21 protein-coding genes are annotated in these 17,375 nt (G+C 67.4%); 16 read left to right on the forward strand and 5 right to left on the reverse strand.

Translation table 11 applies throughout. The annotated features are described in order from the left end of the window. Positions 1-97: 97 nt before the first annotated feature. Together RIN18_RS00570 and RIN18_RS00575 are read left to right on the forward strand one after the other, a co-directional pair. The gene (locus tag RIN18_RS00570; protein WP_309101985.1) at positions 98-1,123 is read left to right on the forward strand and encodes an aldo/keto reductase; all 1,026 of its coding nucleotides are present in this window, start codon (positions 98-100) and stop codon (positions 1,121-1,123) included. A gap of 91 nt (positions 1,124-1,214) precedes the next feature. Further along, complete coding sequence (locus tag RIN18_RS00575; RefSeq protein WP_309101986.1) at positions 1,215-1,817, forward strand: histidine phosphatase family protein; 603 nt, start codon at positions 1,215-1,217, stop codon at positions 1,815-1,817. A 69-nt stretch (positions 1,818-1,886) separates the two neighbouring features. Here RIN18_RS00575 and RIN18_RS00580 read toward each other — a convergent pair whose 3' ends face one another. After that, positions 1,887-2,240, reverse strand: a complete 354-nt coding sequence (locus RIN18_RS00580) for a nuclear transport factor 2 family protein (RefSeq protein WP_309101987.1) — start codon at positions 2,238-2,240, stop codon at positions 1,887-1,889. A 115-nt stretch (positions 2,241-2,355) separates the two neighbouring features. On the opposite strand from RIN18_RS00580, the gene RIN18_RS00585 reads away from it, so the two are divergent. From RIN18_RS00585 to RIN18_RS00595, 3 genes are all read left to right on the forward strand, one after another. Then, positions 2,356-3,165, forward strand: a complete 810-nt coding sequence (locus RIN18_RS00585; protein WP_309101988.1) for a helix-turn-helix transcriptional regulator — start codon at positions 2,356-2,358, stop codon at positions 3,163-3,165. A gap of 83 nt (positions 3,166-3,248) precedes the next feature. Then, a complete protein-coding gene (gene dapB / locus RIN18_RS00590) occupies positions 3,249-3,989 on the forward strand; it encodes a 4-hydroxy-tetrahydrodipicolinate reductase (RefSeq protein WP_309101989.1) in 741 nt (246 codons plus the stop codon). After that, positions 3,989-4,456 carry a hypothetical protein gene (locus tag RIN18_RS00595; protein WP_309101990.1) on the forward strand — a complete coding sequence of 156 codons (468 nt, stop codon included), beginning with the start codon at positions 3,989-3,991 and terminating at the stop codon, positions 4,454-4,456. The genes dapB and RIN18_RS00595 overlap by 1 nt, the downstream gene beginning before the upstream one ends. Here RIN18_RS00595 and RIN18_RS00600 read toward each other — a convergent pair. From RIN18_RS00600 to RIN18_RS00610, 3 genes are all read right to left on the reverse strand, one after another. Continuing rightward, a complete protein-coding gene (locus RIN18_RS00600) occupies positions 4,431-4,856 on the reverse strand; it encodes an OsmC family peroxiredoxin (protein ID WP_309101991.1) in 426 nt (141 codons plus the stop codon). The genes RIN18_RS00595 and RIN18_RS00600 overlap by 26 nt on opposite strands. Positions 4,857-4,931: 75 nt before the next feature. Beyond that, positions 4,932-5,504, reverse strand: a complete 573-nt coding sequence (locus tag RIN18_RS00605) for a DUF4395 domain-containing protein (protein ID WP_309101992.1) — start codon at positions 5,502-5,504, stop codon at positions 4,932-4,934. A gap of 21 nt (positions 5,505-5,525) precedes the next feature. Further along, a complete protein-coding gene (locus tag RIN18_RS00610) occupies positions 5,526-5,939 on the reverse strand; it encodes a thioredoxin family protein (RefSeq protein ID WP_309101993.1) in 414 nt (137 codons plus the stop codon). 107 nt (positions 5,940-6,046) lie between these two features. Between RIN18_RS00610 and RIN18_RS00615 the strand changes: the two genes are divergently transcribed. Genes RIN18_RS00615 through RIN18_RS00625 form a run of 3 tightly spaced genes read left to right on the forward strand, consistent with a single transcriptional unit; the run spans position 6,047 to position 8,087 of the window. After that, a complete protein-coding gene (locus RIN18_RS00615; protein WP_309101994.1) occupies positions 6,047-6,856 on the forward strand; it encodes a thymidylate synthase in 810 nt (269 codons plus the stop codon). After that, a complete protein-coding gene (locus tag RIN18_RS00620) occupies positions 6,853-7,329 on the forward strand; it encodes a dihydrofolate reductase (RefSeq protein WP_309101995.1) in 477 nt (158 codons plus the stop codon). Before RIN18_RS00615 ends, RIN18_RS00620 begins: the two co-directional genes overlap by 4 nt. Beyond that, positions 7,329-8,087, forward strand: a complete 759-nt coding sequence (locus RIN18_RS00625) for an SDR family NAD(P)-dependent oxidoreductase (protein ID WP_309101996.1) — start codon at positions 7,329-7,331, stop codon at positions 8,085-8,087. Before RIN18_RS00620 ends, RIN18_RS00625 begins: the two co-directional genes overlap by 1 nt. A 22-nt stretch (positions 8,088-8,109) precedes the next feature. Here the strand turns inward: RIN18_RS00625 and RIN18_RS00630 are convergent, their stop codons facing one another. Then, positions 8,110-8,658, reverse strand: a complete 549-nt coding sequence (locus RIN18_RS00630) for an NUDIX hydrolase (RefSeq protein ID WP_309101997.1) — start codon at positions 8,656-8,658, stop codon at positions 8,110-8,112. A gap of 99 nt (positions 8,659-8,757) precedes the next feature. On the opposite strand from RIN18_RS00630, the gene dapA reads away from it, so the two are divergent. The 8 genes from dapA to recA all read left to right on the forward strand — a co-directional run bounded on the left by dapA (position 8,758) and on the right by recA (position 17,373). Beyond that, on the forward strand, positions 8,758-9,735 hold the full coding sequence (dapA, locus tag RIN18_RS00635; RefSeq protein WP_309101998.1) for a 4-hydroxy-tetrahydrodipicolinate synthase: 978 nt from the start codon (positions 8,758-8,760) through the stop codon (positions 9,733-9,735). A gap of 69 nt (positions 9,736-9,804) precedes the next feature. Then, positions 9,805-11,481, forward strand: coding sequence for a ribonuclease J (locus RIN18_RS00640; RefSeq protein WP_309101999.1), 1,677 nt, complete (start codon positions 9,805-9,807; stop codon positions 11,479-11,481). Between the two features lie 93 nt (positions 11,482-11,574). After that, a complete protein-coding gene (locus tag RIN18_RS00645) occupies positions 11,575-14,289 on the forward strand; it encodes a DNA translocase FtsK (protein WP_309102000.1) in 2,715 nt (904 codons plus the stop codon). Beyond that, positions 14,289-14,882, forward strand: coding sequence for a CDP-diacylglycerol--glycerol-3-phosphate 3-phosphatidyltransferase (gene pgsA / locus RIN18_RS00650; RefSeq protein ID WP_309102001.1), 594 nt, complete (start codon positions 14,289-14,291; stop codon positions 14,880-14,882). Before RIN18_RS00645 ends, pgsA begins: the two co-directional genes overlap by 1 nt. Next, positions 14,879-15,367: a nicotinamide-nucleotide amidohydrolase family protein gene (locus RIN18_RS00655; protein WP_309102002.1), complete on the forward strand. Its 489-nt coding sequence runs from the start codon at positions 14,879-14,881 to the stop codon at positions 15,365-15,367. Before pgsA ends, RIN18_RS00655 begins: the two co-directional genes overlap by 4 nt. A 156-nt stretch (positions 15,368-15,523) precedes the next feature. Beyond that, entirely contained in the window at positions 15,524-15,832 is a 309-nt protein-coding gene (locus RIN18_RS00660) for a helix-turn-helix domain-containing protein (protein ID WP_067114945.1), read from the forward strand. A gap of 18 nt (positions 15,833-15,850) precedes the next feature. Continuing rightward, positions 15,851-16,072 carry a DUF3046 domain-containing protein gene (locus RIN18_RS00665; protein ID WP_309102003.1) on the forward strand — a complete coding sequence of 74 codons (222 nt, stop codon included), beginning with the start codon at positions 15,851-15,853 and terminating at the stop codon, positions 16,070-16,072. 251 nt (positions 16,073-16,323) lie between these two features. After that, positions 16,324-17,373, forward strand: coding sequence for a recombinase RecA (gene recA, locus RIN18_RS00670; RefSeq protein WP_309102004.1), 1,050 nt, complete (start codon positions 16,324-16,326; stop codon positions 17,371-17,373). Positions 17,374-17,375: the final 2 nt, after the last annotated feature.

The following is a 17,375-nucleotide window of genomic DNA, read 5'->3' on the forward strand; positions in this document are numbered from 1 at the left end:
GCGTTCGCGGACGTCGCTTACCCTCGAAGTACGCACCGGGGGGTGCATTCGATGACACGCAGGCCGGGCGTATCCGGTCGATGCGGGGGTGGTGAGGATGCGGTTGTTCAGCGTAGGCGCTGGCGCCTCCGCCGAACGTGCTCCCGAGTCGGCAGAGCACCCTTCGGCACCGATCCCCATCGTCGGGCCTGGCGTCGGCGAGACGATCCGGGTTCCCCTCGGCGAGACCGGGTTCGAGACGTTTCCTATGATGCTCGGAGCCGCGGAGTTCGGCTGGAACGTCGATCTGGAGACGAGTCACGGAATCCTCGATCGGTACACCGAATTCGGCGGCAATGCGATCCACACCGCTGACGGCTTCTCCGGAGGCCGCAGTGAACACATCATCGGGCAGTGGCTGCGGTCGCGGGGCCTTCGTGAGAAGGCGCTGCTCGGAGTCAGAGTGGGCGCGCACGCCGACAACCCCGGCCTCGGATCGGTGAACCTCGTCCGGGCCGTCGAAGGCTCGCTCACCAGGCTCGGCGTCGACCGCATCGACGTGCTGTATCTCGACGCCACCCTGGACGCCACCACGAATCTCGAGGACACGCTTGCGACGGTGGAGTGGTTGGCGGACGCCGGCAAGGTCGGAGCCGTCGGCGCCTACGGATTCACCCCGGAGCGACTGGTCGAGGCGCGGATCCTGGCTTCGGCGGGCTATCCGCGTATCGAGGTCATCGACGCACCGTACAACCTGGTGCGCCGACAGCCCTTCGAGGGCGATCTGCGATTGGTCGCCGGCGCGCAGAATCTCGCGGTGACGCCGTCGCACGCCCTTGAGCACGGATTCCTGTCGGGGCGCCACCGCAGGAAGGCGCTCACGTCGCACGGGGTGCGAGGCGAGCAGCTGCGGGGCCACCTCAATCGTCGCGGCATCCGGATCCTGCGCGCGCTCGATCAGGTCGCCACCGACCTCGGCGTGCCGGTGGCTGCGGTGTCGATCGCCTGGCTTCTGGCGCAGCGGACGGTCGCCGCTCCCATCGTGAACACGTTCGCGATGGAGCACGTCGACGAGCTGATGCAGGGCGCTGGCGTGACGCTCACGCGGACGCAGATCGCGGACCTCACACGCGCAGGCGACTGAACGCCGAACGGATCCATTCCAGACGACTGTCACAGACGTGGCATATGGTGGATTGACGCCCAGCGGACGCTGGCGATGAAGCGAGCGGGTTGTGACGCACTACATCTATCTGGTCAGACACGGTGAACATCAGGATGCCGAGCACGGACTCGCCGACGGCCCCCTCTCGCCGCGCGGGCAGCGACAGGCCGAGCTGATCGCCGACCGGCTTTCCGGTCTGCCGCTCGACGCGGTGTGGCATTCTCCGCTGCTGCGCGCCAACGAGACCGCCCGCGCGATCGCCGGGCGCCTTCCCTCCGTCGACCCCGAGCCGACGGCGCTGTTGTTCGACTGCGTGCCCACCGGGATGACGGAGGAGACACCCGCCGCGTTCGAACCGTTCTTCGGATCGGTGACCGAAGCCCAGATCGAGGCCGGCCGCGCACAGATGGCGGATGCCGTCAACGAATTCCTCGTCCGCAAGACCGGCGAGGTCCACGAAGTGCTCATCACCCACAACTTCGTCATCTCCTGGTTCGTCCGAGAGGTGCTCGGAGCGCCGGAGTGGCGGTGGATGACTCTCAACCAGTCGCACTGCGGGCTGACCATCATCGCCCAGAAGCAGGGTCGCCCCTGGACGCTGCTGAACCACAACGACACCGGGCATCTGCCCGTCGAGTTGCGCACCGGCATCCCCGATCCGATGCCGGTCTGACACGCAGGTCCGCCGGGAGGGGGCTGAGCCATCGGGATCAGCCCCCTCCCGTTTTCCCGGCTCGACGGGCTAGGCGGGTACGCGGTCGAGGAAGCCGATCACCTGACGGATCCGCCCGGTGTCGTCGGTGTTCAGCACATCGAAGCCGACGACGAGAGGTTCATCGCCCGCCGGTCCGAGACCCCACTGGAATCGGGTGTAACCGTGGTGGGTGTCCGGCGTTCCGACGAGGCTGAAGACGAAGCCGGGGAACTGCCCCTGCACCGCCTCGATGACGCCTCCGATGCCAGCGCGGCCGCTGACGGCGACCATCGGGTCGGTGTATGCCGCGTCATCGGCCCAGTGTCGTTCCAGCAGCGCGGCTCTGACGCCCGTTTCGGTCGCGTTCCAGGTCTCGAGGTAAGCGGTCACGATCTCGTTCATGGTTTTCTCCTTCTCAAGGGCGGTCTGTGGCGGCATCAGTCGACCGCATGGAGGTGTTCTCGTCGATTACCTCAGAGGTAATCGGGCGGCCGTCGCCGGCGGCTACTGTCGGATCATGACGTTGGCACTCGAGAGGGAATCCGCGGTCGGGACGCTTCTGAGAACGTGGCGCGAGCGGCGCCGGCTCACGCAGATGCAGCTGGCGCTCACCACGGACGTCTCGGCGAGACACCTCAGCTTCGTCGAGACCGGTCGGTCGCGACCGACGCCGCAGATGATCGATCGCCTCGCCGAGTCGCTGGAGGTTCCGCTGCGTGAGCGTAACGAGCTGTTCCTCGCGGCCGGATACGCCCCACGATATGCGGAGCGCGATCTGATGTCGCCCGAGCTCCACGCGGTGGCCGACGCCTTCCGCGCGTTGCTCGACGCGCACCTGCCCCATCCCGCACTCGTGCTCGACAGATGGTGGGACATCGTGGACCGCAACGCCGCGACGGATCCGCTGCTGGCCGGGTGCGCGACAGAGCTGCTCGAACCACCCGTGAATGTGATCCGACTGTCGCTCCACCCCGCGGGGTTGGCTCCCCGGATACGGAATCTCGGCCAGTGGCGTGCCTTCCTTCTCGGCCAGGTGCGCCACCGGTTCGAACGGACCGCCGACCCGCGGCTCGCCGACCTGCTGGAGGAGGTGTCGACATACTCGCACACGGCGGGCGACCCCGGCACGGGAACCGGCGCCCGGGGCAATGACGTCGTCGTGCCGCTGCGCCTGCTGGTGGACGGCGCTGAGCTGGCGTTCTTCAGCATCGCCGCCTCGGTCGTATCGGCGACGGATGTCACCCTCGATGACCTTCACATCGAGGCGTTCTACCCGGCGGATGCATTCACGGCCGAGAAGCTGCGCGGCGCGACGGCAGCTCGGTGAGCGGCATCCGCCCGGCCGCCGCACGCCCGGTCCACTGCGCGGCAGCGCGCCGCCGCGAGCAATGCTCTCAATAGACTGGAGGCATGACCACCCAGGTAGCACTCGTCGGCGGAACCGGGAAGCTCGGAACGATCATCCATGCGGTGATCGATGGGCTCGATGGCTTCGAGGTGAGCCGCGTGCTCACCTCGGCCAGTGACCTGTCAGAACTCGACGGAGCCGGGTTCGTCGTCGACGCATCCACACCTCAGGTCAGCATCGACGTGGTCCGCGCTGCTGTCGAGAAGGGCATCAACATCCTCGTCGCCACGTCCGGGTGGTCCGCGGAGCGCATCGCGATGATCCGCCCGCTCGTCGAAGCCGCCGGCACGGGAGCGGTGTTCATCCCGAACTTCTCGCTGGGGTCGGTGCTGGGCTCGGCACTGGCATCGGCGGCAGCGCCGTTCTTCGACTCCGCCGAGATCGTCGAGGCCCACCGCGAGACGAAGATCGATTCTCCCAGCGGCACGGCGGTCCGCACGGCTGAGCTCATCGCTGCCGCTCGCGCGGAGCAAGGACCGGTGAGTGCTCCCCACGTCGACCAGCGCGCCAGAGGGGAGCAGGTCGGGGGCGTCCCCATCCATTCGCTCCGGCGACCCGGTGTCGTCGCGAGACAGGAGGTGATCCTCGCGGGCCCCGGGGAGTCCCTCACTCTCACTCACGACACGATCGAGCCCGCGCTCGCGTACGCGCCGGGGATCCGTCTCGCTGTGCCGTTCGCCGCCGGGGCGACGGGCGTCGTCGTGGGGCTCGAGAGCATGATCGACATCGGCATCCGCTCGTGATGTCGCGTATCGGCGTCGGCCTGATGGGCGCTGCTCTGCTGCTCTACCTCGCGGTCGCTGTCTGGCTCGCGGTGATGTTCATCGCGGTCGGAACACCGATGTCGATCGGGATGGGGATCGCCCTGATCGCCCTGGGGTCACTCGGTGCGTGGGCGCTGGTTCGGGAGATGCAGTTCGGGTTCGCGGCGGATCGCCTCGGCCGGAAGCTCGACGCCGAGGGCGGGATGCCGGAGGCGGAGACGGAGCTCACGCCCAGCGGCCGGGTAGCACGCGCGGACGCCGATGCGCTGGTCACGCGCTACGAGGCTGAGGCGGAGGCTGCGCCGGATGACTGGCGTGCCCGGTACCGGGTGGGGGTCGTTCAGGATGCGGCGGGACGCCGCAGGGACGCCCGCCTCAGCATCCGCTCGGCGATCCGTCTGGAGCGGTCCGCCCGCGATGTCACGCCAGAGTCGCCTCGAGCGTGATCTCGATGCCGGACAGCGCCTGGGAGACCGGGCAGCCCGTCTTCGCCTCGGCGGCGAGCTTCTGGAACGCTTCCGGCGTGATGTTCGGCACAATGGCGTTCACGTTGAGGTGACTGCCGGTGATGCCGGTGCCGGGCTTGAACGTCACCGACGCCGTGGTGTTCACGCGTTCCGGCGGGGTCCCGTTCTCGGCGAGCGCGTGCGAGAAGGCCATGCTGAAGCAGGAGGCATGGGCGGCGGCGATGAGTTCCTCCGGTGTCGTGGTGGTGTCGCTTCCCTCGCTGCGCGCCTTCCAGTCGATCGGGAACGTGCCGAGGTGCGATGACGAGAACGCGACGGTGCCTGACCCCTCGGCGAGAGATCCGGTCCAGGTGGTGGTCGCTTCGCTGGTGACGGGCATGATTCCTCCGGTTCTCGCGCTTCGGTAACGCGGTCCCGTAAGCCTAGCGACCGAGGCGGAAGGAGGGAACCGGCCTCAGATCGTCGACGCGGAGCGGCCGACGATGCCGGCGCGCTGGAGGACCAGGTAGATCTGGCATCCGAGGCAGAACCCGAATGCGGCATTGAGGAACGCGGCGACGAACGCCGCGGCGGTCGCGATCGGCAGCGCCCACGGAACCCCGCCGAGGTGGAGCGCGAGCCCGACTCCGACGACCGCCAGCCCGACCCCCTGGGCGAAACGCGGCGGGCGCGGATCCTCGAGCTCGGTCGGCGGCGACAGCCGGGGGCGCACCACGCGCCGGAACAGCAGTGCCCACGGAGCGGTGGTCGGTGAGGCGACGCCCCAGAGGAAAAGCAGGGCGATCACCACCGTCACCAGGAACCCGGGGTCGGATGCCCGATGTCCGACGGATGCGATTCCGACGGCCCAGTTGTTGCCGGCGATGAACGCGAAGTCTCCGAGGGGTCGCGAGGCGAACCATTCGCCCGGGAGTCTCGCCGTCGAGATACCGATGAGCGAGAGGAACGTCGCCACGAGGAGCAGGGCGGCGGTGATGGTGGCGGCGAACCGCGGGCCACGGGGATCGATTCCGGTTGGAGGGGTCATCTGTGCTCCTGATCGTGCGCCTCAGACGGCGGCGAGGGCCTCGGTGAGCGCGTGCTGCTGAGGCACGCCGTGAAAGCGTGCGCGGACGTGTCCGGCACCGTCGACGAGGAATGTGGTCGGCGTCTGGAGGACGCGGTACCTGGTCGAGAGATCCGGACGGTGGGTGAGATCGACTTCGACGTGGCGGATCCCCGCATCAGTCGCGGCGACACGGCGCAGCATCCGTCGCACCTGCGGGCACCGCGCGCAGACTTCCGTGCTGAACTGCACGAAGGTCGCTCGGGCGCCGAGTTCCGTCGCCTCGATGTCGGAGGGTCGCACCCGCAATGCTCCCGGGTCGACCCGTCGGCCCTCGCGGCGGCGAAGCAGCACGCCGAGCAGCACGGTGAGCACGAGCAGCGCTCCCGCGATCGCGAGGGCGAGCGTCGGTGACATGTGTCGAGAATATGACGACGCGGCGGATGCTGCGGCGGTTGTTTCCGACCGTGACGGAGCCCGATCGCTCACCCCTGGCACGCGTCAGGGAGGGTATCGTGGCAGGCATGAGCGCTGCCGTCCCGACGCCGTACGAAGATCTGCTCCGCGATGTGCTCGAGAACGGCACTCGCAAGACCGATCGCACCGGCACGGGGACGACGAGCGTGTTCGGACGCCAGATCAGGTTCGACCTGGCTCAGGGCTTTCCGCTGATCACCACCAAGCGCGTGCACTTCAAGTCGATCGCCTATGAACTCCTCTGGTTCCTGCGCGGAGATTCCAACGTGCGATGGCTTCAGGAGCACGGCGTGACGATCTGGGACGAATGGGCGGATGCCGAGGGTGATCTGGGCCCTGTCTACGGCGTCCAGTGGCGTTCGTGGCCGACGCCGGACGGCGGCAGCATCGACCAGCTCGCCGAGGTGATCGAGCAGATCCGCCGCACCCCCGATTCGCGCCGCCTCATCGTGTCGGCGTGGAATCCCGCCGACATCCCCGACATGGCCCTCGCGCCGTGCCACGCGCTGTTCCAGTTCTACGTCGCCGACGGCAAGCTCTCCTGCCAGCTCTACCAGCGCAGCGCCGACCTGTTCCTGGGGGTGCCGTTCAACATCGCCTCTTACGCGCTGCTGACGATGATGGTCGCGCAGCAGGTCGGTCTGGAGCCCGGCGAGTTCGTCTGGACCGGCGGGGACTGCCACATCTACGACAACCATGTCGAGCAGGTGACCGAGCAGCTGCGCCGTGATCCGTATCCGTATCCGACGCTGCGTCTGGCACGTCGGCCCGACTCGATCTCCGACTACCGGTATGAGGACTTCGTCGTGGAGGGCTATCAGCACCACGCGCCGATCCGGGCGGCGGTGGCGGTATGACCTGGGTCGGACTGATCTGGGCCGAGGCTGCGGGCGGGGTCATCGGCGCAGAAGGCGGGATGCCGTGGTACGTGCCTGAAGACCTCGCCCATTTCAAGGAGACCACGCTCGGTGCGCCCGTCGTCATGGGGCGAAAGACCTGGGACTCGCTGCCCGAGCGCTTCCGCCCGCTGTCGGGCCGGGAGAACATCGTGATCACGCGTCAGCAGGACTGGGCAGCCGACGGTGCCCGCCGCGCGGCCACCGTCGCCGAGGCCGTCCGCGGACAGGAGCGCGTCTGGATCATCGGCGGTGCTGACATCTTCCGCCAGGTCATCACGGACGCCGACCGACTGGAGGTCACCGAACTCGACCTCGCGGTCGCCGGCGATGCATACGCGCCATCGAAGGCCGGCTGGCGACTCGTCGACGAGGGGGAGTGGCAGACCTCTCGCACCGGAATCCGCTACCGCTTCCTGGGATACGAACGCTGATGCCCACCGCACTGATCACAGGCGCCAGCGCCGGCCTCGGGGCGGAGTTCGCCCGTCAGCTCGCCCGCCGGGGAGCCGACCTCATCCTCGTCGCGCGCTCGACCGATGCCCTCGACGAGTTGTCGGCGGAACTGCGAAGCGCTCACGGTGTCGCGGTCGAGACGATCTCCGCCGACCTCACGGTGGAGGCCGATCTCGACCGTGTCGCCGCGCGTCTGACCGACCCGCGTGATCCGATCGATCTGCTCATCAACAACGCGGGTTTCGGGCTCTCGCTGACGTTCGCAGACAACGACATCGCCGATGAGGTGCGGCACCTCCGCCTGCTCGTCGAGGCCCCGATGCGGCTGAGCCACGCCGCCGTGAACGGGATGCGCGGCCGCGGCGGCCGGATCGTCAACGTGGCATCGGTCGCCGCGTTCATCCCGCGGGCGACGTATGCCGCATGCAAGATCTGGCTCGTGAGCTTCAGCCGGTGGGCGAATGCGGAGTATGCGCGCGATGGCGTCACCGTCACCGCCGTCTGCCCGGGTTTCACCCACACCACCTTCCACGAGCGCATGGGGCTGCCTCCCGGCGAGGAGGGCGTCCCGTCCTGGATGTGGCTGGACGCGCCCTTCGTGGTGCGGCAGGGGTTGCGCGATGCGGCGCTCGGCCGATCGGTGTCCGTGCCGTCGTGGCGTTACAAGACTCTCGTCGCGCTCACTCGCGTGATTCCGGCGCGTGTCCTCGCTCGCGCCGGCAGTCGCGGTCGCTGACGCGATCAGCCGCAGCGGTCCATCAGCGCAACCGACCGAGCCGGATGGCCGCATAGGCGATCGCGGCGATCGTCTCACCGTCGCTGATGCGGCCGTCCGCGATCATCTCGAGCGCATCCGGGAACGGGACCCACGAGACGGCTTCGATGCCCTCTTCATCCTGTGTGCGCGTCGCGTCGTCGACGCGTCCGGCCGGCGTCAGCCCGCGCGCCAGGTACACGTGCTCCGGCGCCTCGGCGATGCCGTTCAGGGCGTGCATCCGCCCGAGCGGCGTCCATTCCGAGGCCGCGAGCCCCGTCTCCTCGCGCAGTTCACGCTGCGCCGCGATGAGCGGGTCCTCGCCATCGCTGCCGCCGGCAGGCACCTCGATCGACCGCCCGGTGGTGTAGCGCTCGAGGGTCACCAGGCAGATGCGGTCGGCATCGTCCACCGCGACGACGAAGACCGCCGGCTGCCGCATCGTGACCACTCCGTAGATGCCGTCGCCCCCTGGACCGGTGATGCGGTCCTCCCTGACCTCGATCCAGGCGTTGCGGTACACCGACGTCGACTCGTGCGTCACCCATCCCATGTGTTGAGCCTAGAACGGGGAGCATGAGACACCGCGCCCGAGCGGTGAAGCAGGTCCTGCCGTCTGGGTGAGCGGCATCCGAACCGATACGCTGGGGACATGACGCACTCGGGCAACCCATTCGGACAGGTTCTCGTCGCGCTCGTCACCCCGATGACGGCCGACGGCGAAGTCGACTGGCCCGCCGTCGAGAAGCACATCGACGATGTCATCTCCGCCGGAGCCGACGGCGTCGTCGTCACCGGAACGACCGGTGAGACGTCGACGCTGACCGACCCGGAGAAGCTCAAACTCGTCGAGGTCGGAAAGTCCGTCTCGGCGGGCCGGGCGAAGATCATCACCGGAGGCGGATCCAACGAGACCGCGCACGCCATCGAGCTCTACAAGGCCAGTGAGAAGGCCGGCGCCGACGGGATCATGATCGTCACGCCCTACTACAACAAGCCCACTCAGGCTGGCATCCTCACGCATTTCCGTCTGGTCGCCGACGCCACCGACCTTCCCGTGATCCTCTACGACATCCCGGGTCGCACCGGTGTGCCGATCAAGTACGAGACGATCCTGCGTCTGGCGAAGCACCCGAACATCCTCGCCGTCAAAGACGCCAAGGGGGATTTCTCCGAGGTCAGCCGCGTGCTCAACCAGACCGATCTGATGTACTTCTCCGGCGACGACGCGAACGTGCTGCCCCACCTCGCGATCGGTGCGGCCGGCCTCATCGGAGTGACGGCGAACATCGCCGCGTCCCCGTACCGGACCATCGTCGATGCCGTGAACCGCGGCGATCTGGCGGCGGCGACGGCAGAACACAAGAGGCTCGAGCCGCTCGTGCGGGCCGTCATGACGCATGTTCCCGGCACCGTGGCCGCCAAATACATCCTGCACGGCCTCGGCCGGATCTCCAGCCCCCGCGTCCGTCTGCCGCTCGTCGGTCCGGAGGAGTGGGAGGCCGCACTCATCGAGGACGAGCTCGACCTCGTGAGCGATGTGCAGGGTGCCGACTTCTCCAACTTCCGCCCCGACCGCAATGCTGCCGCCGGCGGCGCATTGCCGAAGGTGCACGGCACGACGCGCTGAGACACCGGGCGCGCCAGACGCGTCCCCACGAACGAACGGACGCGCACAGCGTCCGACTGAGGAGACCGCATGTCCATCCCCATCACTGAGCCCACGCCCCTCACCGAAGGGACTCTGCGCGTCACCCCGCTCGGCGGCCTCGGCGAGATCGGTCGCAACATGACCATGTTCGAGTACGGCGGGAAGATCCTGATCGTCGACTGCGGTGTGCTCTTTCCCGAAGAGCACCAGCCGGGTGTCGACCTGATCCTGCCCGACTTCGAACCGATCCGGCATCGTCTCGACGACATCGTCGGCGTCGTCCTGACCCACGGGCACGAAGATCATATCGGCGCTGTGCCGTACCTCCTCCGGCTGAAGAGCGACATCCCGCTCATCGGCTCCGGGCTCACGCTGGCGCTCGTCGAGGCGAAGCTCAAGGAGCACCGCATCAAGGCCTACACGCTCACCGTCAAGGAGGAGCAGCACGAGAAGGTCGGCCCGTTCGATCTCGAGTTCGTCGCGGTCAACCACTCCATCCCCGATGCGCTGGCCGTCGCGATCCGCACCCCCGCCGGCATGGTGCTCGCCACCGGCGACTTCAAGATGGACCAGCTCCCGCTGGACGGACGCATCACGGATCTTCGCGCGTTCTCGCGGCTGGGTGAGGAGGGGGTCGACCTGTTCCTCGTCGACTCGACGAACGCCGATGTCCCCGGCTTCACGCCGACCGAGCGCTCGATCGGTCCGGTGCTCGACCAGGTGATCGGCAAGGCGCCGCGCCGCGTGATCGTGGCGAGCTTCTCGAGCCACGTGCATCGCGTTCAACAGGTGTTCGACGCCGCTCACGCGCACGGCCGCCGCGTGGCACTGCTCGGGCGCAGCATGCTGCGCAACATGACCATCGCAGAAGACCTCGGTTACCTGAAGGTGCCGGAGGGGCTGCTGATCGATTACAAGAAAGCCCGTGACCTTCCCGACGACAAGATCGTCTACATGTCGACCGGCTCTCAGGGTGAGCCGATGGCTGTGCTGAGCAGGATGGCGAACCTCGATCACGCCATCGAGCCGGGTGAGGGCGACACCGTGATCCTCGCCTCGAGCCTGATCCCGGGCAACGAGAACGCCGTGTACCGCGTGATCGACGGCCTGACCAAGCTCGGGGCCCATGTCGTGCACAAGGCGAACGCCAAGGTGCACGTCTCCGGTCACGCCGCAGCCGGGGAGCTCCTCTACTGCTACAACATCCTCAAGCCGAAGAACGTGCTGCCCGTGCACGGCGAGTACCGGCACCTGATCGCCAACGCCAAGCTGGCACAGGACACCGGCATCCCCGAGGAGCGCACGATCATCGCCTCGAACGGCACCGTGATCGACCTCAAGGACGGCGACGCCCGGGTCGCCGGTCAGCTGGACCTCGGCTTCGTGTACGTCGACGGCTCCACGGTGGGCGAGATCACCGACGCCGATCTGAAGGACAGGCGGATCCTCGGTGAGGAGGGCTTCATCTCGGTCATCATCGTCGTTGACGCCGCCACCGGCCGCATCATCTCGGGTCCCGAGATCCACGCGCGTGGCGTCGCGGAGGATGATTCCGTCTTCGACGACGTCACGCCGAAGATCGTCGCCGCGCTCAAGGAGGCGGCGGGCAACGGCGTTCGCGACACGCACGCGCTCTCGCAGGTCGTACGTCGCACGATCGGACGCTGGGTCAACCAGAAACTCCGTCGCCGGCCGATGATCGTGCCGCTCGTCATCGAGGCGTAACCCGGCGGGAGGGCTCGCAGGGAACCCGGGCCAGATCGCCGGAAAGCCGCGTCATTACGCGGGGATGCCGGGTGATCGACGTAGTGTTGCGGCATGGCCAGGAGCACCACGAAGTCCGAGCGCGCGTCAGCGAGCGCGTCGCCTCGCCCGAAGCGGCAGGCGGCTCCGAAAGCTCAGGCTGCGCCCAAGAAGTACATCGACGAGATCGACAAGCCCCCCGTCGCCGCGCGCGCGTGGATCGGGCTCGCCCACGGTGTCGGCGGACTGTTCCGGGCGTTCGGTCCGGAGACGCTGGATAAGGACGACCGCCGCGACGGCTTCCCGTTCCTGCTCGTCCTCCTGGCCGTCGCCGGTGCGGTGAACGAGTGGTTCTTCATCGGCAATGAGATCGCGTCGAACATCAGCGCGTTCTCGGTCGGTGCCCTCATCGGGCGCGCCGCGTTCGTGATGCCGGTTCTGCTGCTTCTGCTGGCCGGATGGCTGTTCCGCCACCCGTCGTCCGTGCACGACAACGGCCGCATCGGCATCGGCTTCGGATTGTTCGTGCTGTCTCTCGCCGGTTTCTGCCACGTCGCGGGGGAGCGCCCGCAGCCGAAGCTCGGAATGCTCGCGCTGAGCGACTCCGGCGGCCTGTTCGGCTGGATGCTGGGCGAGCCGCTCGCATTCCTGAGCCCGATCGTGGCCTACATCGTCCTGTCGCTGCTCGCCGTGCTCAGCGTGCTGATCCTGACGAAGACGCCGCCGAACCGCATCGGCTCCAGACTCGGCGACCTCTACGCCTGGATGTTCGACGCGGAGCGGGTCGAGAAGCCGGCGAAAGCCGAGCTGCCCGTCGATGAGAGCGACAAAGTCGACGACCCCGATGTCCTGCCCTGGTGGCGGCGCAACAAGACCGGCAGGGAAGAAGATCCGGATGAGGGCACGCTGGGCTCCGACGACATCACCGCACTGCTGACGAGCCCCGACCCCACACCGGCGTATGACCAGGCGGTGGTGGTCGAGAACCCGTACGACGCGGCGACCGAGGTGCTGTCCGATGTCCGATCGGTCACGGATGCCCTCGCGGAGCAGCAGACGACGGCGTTGCTCGATGACGACTCCGACACGGGTGAGATGCCCGAGCTTCCCGGACTCGACGGCTTCGGCACCGATGGGCCGGGGGAGCGCGGGCCGCAGGCTCCCGTCGCGCCGTATATCCTCCCGCCCCCGGGCTTGCTGGTCGAGGGCCCTCCGCCGGTCGTCCGGTCCGAGGCGACCGACAAGGTGATCGAGCAGATCACGAACGTGCTGACGCAGTTCAAGGTCGACGCGAAGGTCACCGGCTTCTCACGGGGCCCCACGGTCACTCAGTACGAGGTCGAGGTCGGTCATGGTGTCAAGGTCGAGAAGATCCTGCAGCTGAGCAACAACTTCGCCTATGCCGTCGCTTCGAACGACGTGCGCATCCTGTCGCCGATTCCTGGCAAGAGCGCGATCGGCATCGAGATCCCGAACGCCGACAAGGAGATGGTGGCGCTCGGTGACGTGCTTCGCTCTCCTGCGGCCCAGAAGAGCACGCACCCGATGACGATCGGTGTCGGCAAGGACGTCGGAGGCAACATCGTCATCGCCAACCTCGCGAAGATGCCGCATCTGCTCGTGGCAGGCTCCACCGGCTCCGGTAAGTCGAGCTTCGTGAACTCGATGATCACCAGCCTTCTGATGCGAGCCCGTCCGACGGATGTCCGCATGGTGCTGATCGACCCGAAGCGCGTGGAGCTCACCAGCTATGCCGGCGTCCCGCATCTGATCACGCCGATCATCACGAACCCGAAGAAGGCGGCCGAGGCGCTGCAGTGGGTCGTGAAGGAGATGGACATGCGGTACGACGACCTGGCGTCGTTCGGATTCCGTCACATCGACGACTTCAACCGCGCCGTCCGCGCCGGGGAGGTCGAAGTGCCGGTCGGCAGCGAGCGCGTCCTCAAGCCCTACCCCTATCTGCTTGTCGTCGTCGACGAGCTCGCCGACCTCATGATGGTCGCTCCGCGCGACGTCGAAGACTCGATCGTGCGCATCACGCAGCTGGCTCGCGCCTCCGGCATCCACCTGGTGCTGGCCACGCAGCGACCCAGCGTCGATGTCGTGACCGGACTGATCAAAGCCAACGTCCCATCGCGGCTCGCTTTCGCCGTGACCAGTGTCACGGACAGCCGCGTGATCCTCGACAGCCCCGGTGCCGACAAGCTCATCGGACAGGGTGATGCTCTGTTCTCGCCCATGGGCTCGTCGAAGCCGTTCCGTCTGCAGGGCGCATGGGTCGATGAGAAGGAGATCGACGCGGTCGTCAAACATGTCACGCGTCAGGCCAGGCCGGAGTACCGGCCGGATGTGCAGGAGGCGATGGAGCCGAGCAGGAAGAAGGAGGTCGACGAGGACATCGGTGATGACCTCGAACTGCTTCTCGCTGCCGCGGAACTCGTCGTCTCCACGCAGTTCGGCTCGACGTCGATGCTGCAGCGCAAGCTCCGGGTCGGATTCGCCAAGGCCGGCCGCCTGATGGACCTGCTCGAGTCTCGGGAGATCGTGGGCCCGTCGGAGGGCTCGAAGGCCCGCGACGTGCTCGTCACAGCCGAGCAGCTTCCGGGCGTGATGGCGAAGCTCCGTGGTGACGACGTTCCCTCGTCGCCGGCTGCACCTGCCGCGCCCGCCGCTGCTGCGGCAGCTGCCGGCTACGGCGCAGACCCGGTCGACAGGCAGTTCGAGGGGCTCCCCGTCGTCGAATCCGAGGGCGATGAAGACGCCTGGGGTCTGACGGGGCGCGACTGATGGCGATCCCACGGCAGCTTCCCAACGCCATCACGATCGCCCGCATCCCGCTGGCTGTCGTCTTCTTCGTGCTGCTGCTCCTGGGCGGCACCGACGGGACCCACGACATCGTGTTGCGCTGGGTCGCAGCGATCCTCTTCATCCTCGCGATCTCCACCGACTGGGTCGACGGATACCTTGCCCGTCGACACGAGATCGTGAGCGACTTCGGCAAGCTGTGGGACCCGATCGCCGACAAGCTGCTGACCGGCGCCGGATTCATCGGCCTCGCTGTCCTCGGCGAACTCGGTGGTCTCGGATGGTGGTTCGTGGTGATCATCCTCATCCGGGAATGGGGTATCACCCTCCACCGGCTGATGGTGGCCAGGGAGCACATCGTCGCGGCCGCTTGGATGGGCAAGCTGAAGACCGCCACTCAGGCGGTCGCGCTGTCATGGGCGCTGCTTCCGCTGCATGTGCTGATCGGCATGGACGCGTGGACGCTCGTGACCCTGGTGCTCATGATCGTCGTGCTGGTGCTCACCGTCGCGAGCGGCATCGACTACGTCGTCGCCCAGATCCGCGGCGGCAGGCAGGGCCGATCGGCTTCATGACCACGGCGGACGTGGCGCGGCTTCTCATCCTGCTTCGGGATCGGGGGCTCACCCTCGGTGTGGCTGAATCGCTGACGGGGGGAGCCCTGGCATCCGAGATCGTGTCGGTGCCGGGCGCGTCACTGGTGTTCCGCGGAGGAGTCGTCGCCTACGCGACCGCCGTCAAGCACACGCTGCTCGGCGTCGATCGCACGTTGCTCGAGCAATACGGGCCGGTCCATGCCGAGGTCGCCGCCCAGATGGCCGACGGTGTTCGCCGCTGTCTCGCGTCCGAGGGGGCTCCGGCGGACGTCGGCATCGCGACCACCGGCATCGCCGGGCCCGACTCACCGGACGGCCAGCCCGTCGGCACCGTCCACGTCGGACTGGTCGCCCCCGGCGTCAGGGTCACCCGTGAATTCCGTTTCGCCGGCGACCGATCCTCGATCCGGCAGCAGGCCGTCGGTGCCGCGGTGCTCGTGGCGCTTTCGGCCCTCGGGGAATAGTCGCCGCGTGAACTCGGTTGTCTCCTATGTGCAGATCACATCACGGACCTTCACAACGAAACCACAGCGAGAAACACTAGATTCGATGCAGTCAGGTCGGGTTAGACTGGCGATCCCTCCGAAGGATTCGGGGACGACGATGGAGAGGAGGTTCCGATGATTCTTGTACGACAGGAAATCGGCGATGTGCTCAGGGACTTCCGCCTGCAGAAGGGCCGCACCCTTCGTCAGGTAGCGAGCAAGGCATCGGTCGCACTCGGTTACCTCAGCGAGGTCGAGCGAGGCCAGAAGGAAGCCTCGAGCGAGATCCTCGCCTCGGTGGCTGACGCTCTCGACGTGCCCATCTCCACGATCATGCGCGAAGTCGGAGACCGCATCTCGGTTCTCGAAGGCATTCAGGTCTTCCCGGACGTCGTTCCGGACGATCTCGTCGCGTCCGTCGAGCCCGAACTCTCCCTCCACTGAGCGGGCCGTCGGTCGTCGATGCGCCGCAGTGAGTTCCTTCGCGCCGTCGACGCGGAGTTCGCCGGACGCGCGCCGTCGCTGCTCAGCGACCTCATGTTGAGTTCGATCGGCGCGACCGGTGCCGAGGCTCTGGAACGCGGTGTCCCGCCGCGGGACATCTGGCTCGCGCTCTGCGACGAGATGGACGTGCCGGTCGAGCGCCGTCACGGTGCGGGGCGACTGGAGCCCCGTAAGCGCTGACCTCGCTCTCGGCGCGGGAAACGTTCGATCGGCGTGTCGTCGAATATCTGTTCGAAGATCGCGTAGTCTCCTGCACAGATGGTTTCGAGTCCCTGTCTTCCACGGTTCTCGGGTTCACCGATGCGATGTCGGAGGCCCCTTCTACGGTGAAGACATGACCTCGAGTCATACGCCTTGTCGGAGAGTTCGTCCCAGCCGGGACGGCCGCGACAGCCTACAGGCGGCACCACGCGAAGCAGAAGGAGCACGTCATGCCATCACCCGCCGACCGCGAGAAGTCCCTCGAGACAGCTCTCGCCCAGATCGACCGGCAGTTCGGAAAGGGTTCGGTGATGCGCCTGGGCAGCGATGAGCGCGCCCCTGTCGCCGTCATCCCCACCGGCTCCATCGCCCTCGATGTCGCCCTCGGCGTGGGCGGCCTGCCGCGTGGCCGAATCGTCGAGATCTACGGCCCTGAGTCCTCCGGTAAGACGACGCTCACCCTGCACGCGATCGCGAATGCGCAGCGCGCAGGCGGTATCGCCGCCTTCATCGACGCCGAGCACGCACTCGACCCCGACTACGCTGCCAAGCTCGGCGTCGACATCGACGCCCTGCTGGTGTCGCAGCCTGACACCGGTGAGCAGGCGCTGGAGATCGCCGACATGCTCGTGCGCTCCGGCGCGATCGACCTCATCGTCATCGACTCGGTCGCGGCTCTTGTGCCGCGCGCCGAGATCGAGGGCGAGATGGGTGACTCCCACGTCGGCCTGCAGGCCCGTCTGATGTCACAGGCGCTGCGCAAGCTCACCGGTGGCCTGAACCAGACCAACACCACCATGATCTTCATCAACCAGCTACGCGAGAAGATCGGCGTGTTCTTCGGCTCCCCGGAGACGACGGCGGGCGGTAAGGCACTGAAGTTCTACGCATCCGTCCGGATGGACATCCGCCGCATCGAGACTCTGAAGGACGGAACCGACGCGGTAGGAAACCGCACCAGAGTCAAGGTCGTGAAGAACAAGATGGCTCCGCCGTTCAAGCAGGCGGAGTTCGACATCCTCTATGGCATCGGCATCTCGCGCGAGGGCAGCCTGATCGACTTCGGTGTCGAGCACGCGATCGTGAAGAAGTCCGGCTCGTGGTACACCTACGACGGCGACCAGCTCGGGCAGGGCAAGGAGAATGCGCGTGCATTCCTCATCAAGAACCCGGACGTCGCTCTCGCCATCGAGACTCAGATCAAGCAGAAGCTCGGCATCGGCGCGCAGCCGGCTGCCGTCGAGCCCGCTGACGAGCTCGCTGAGCGTCGACCGGCCTGATC

Source organism: Microbacterium sp. (genome assembly GCF_031179285.1).
In the GTDB taxonomy this organism is placed as follows: domain Bacteria; phylum Actinomycetota; class Actinomycetes; order Actinomycetales; family Microbacteriaceae; genus Microbacterium.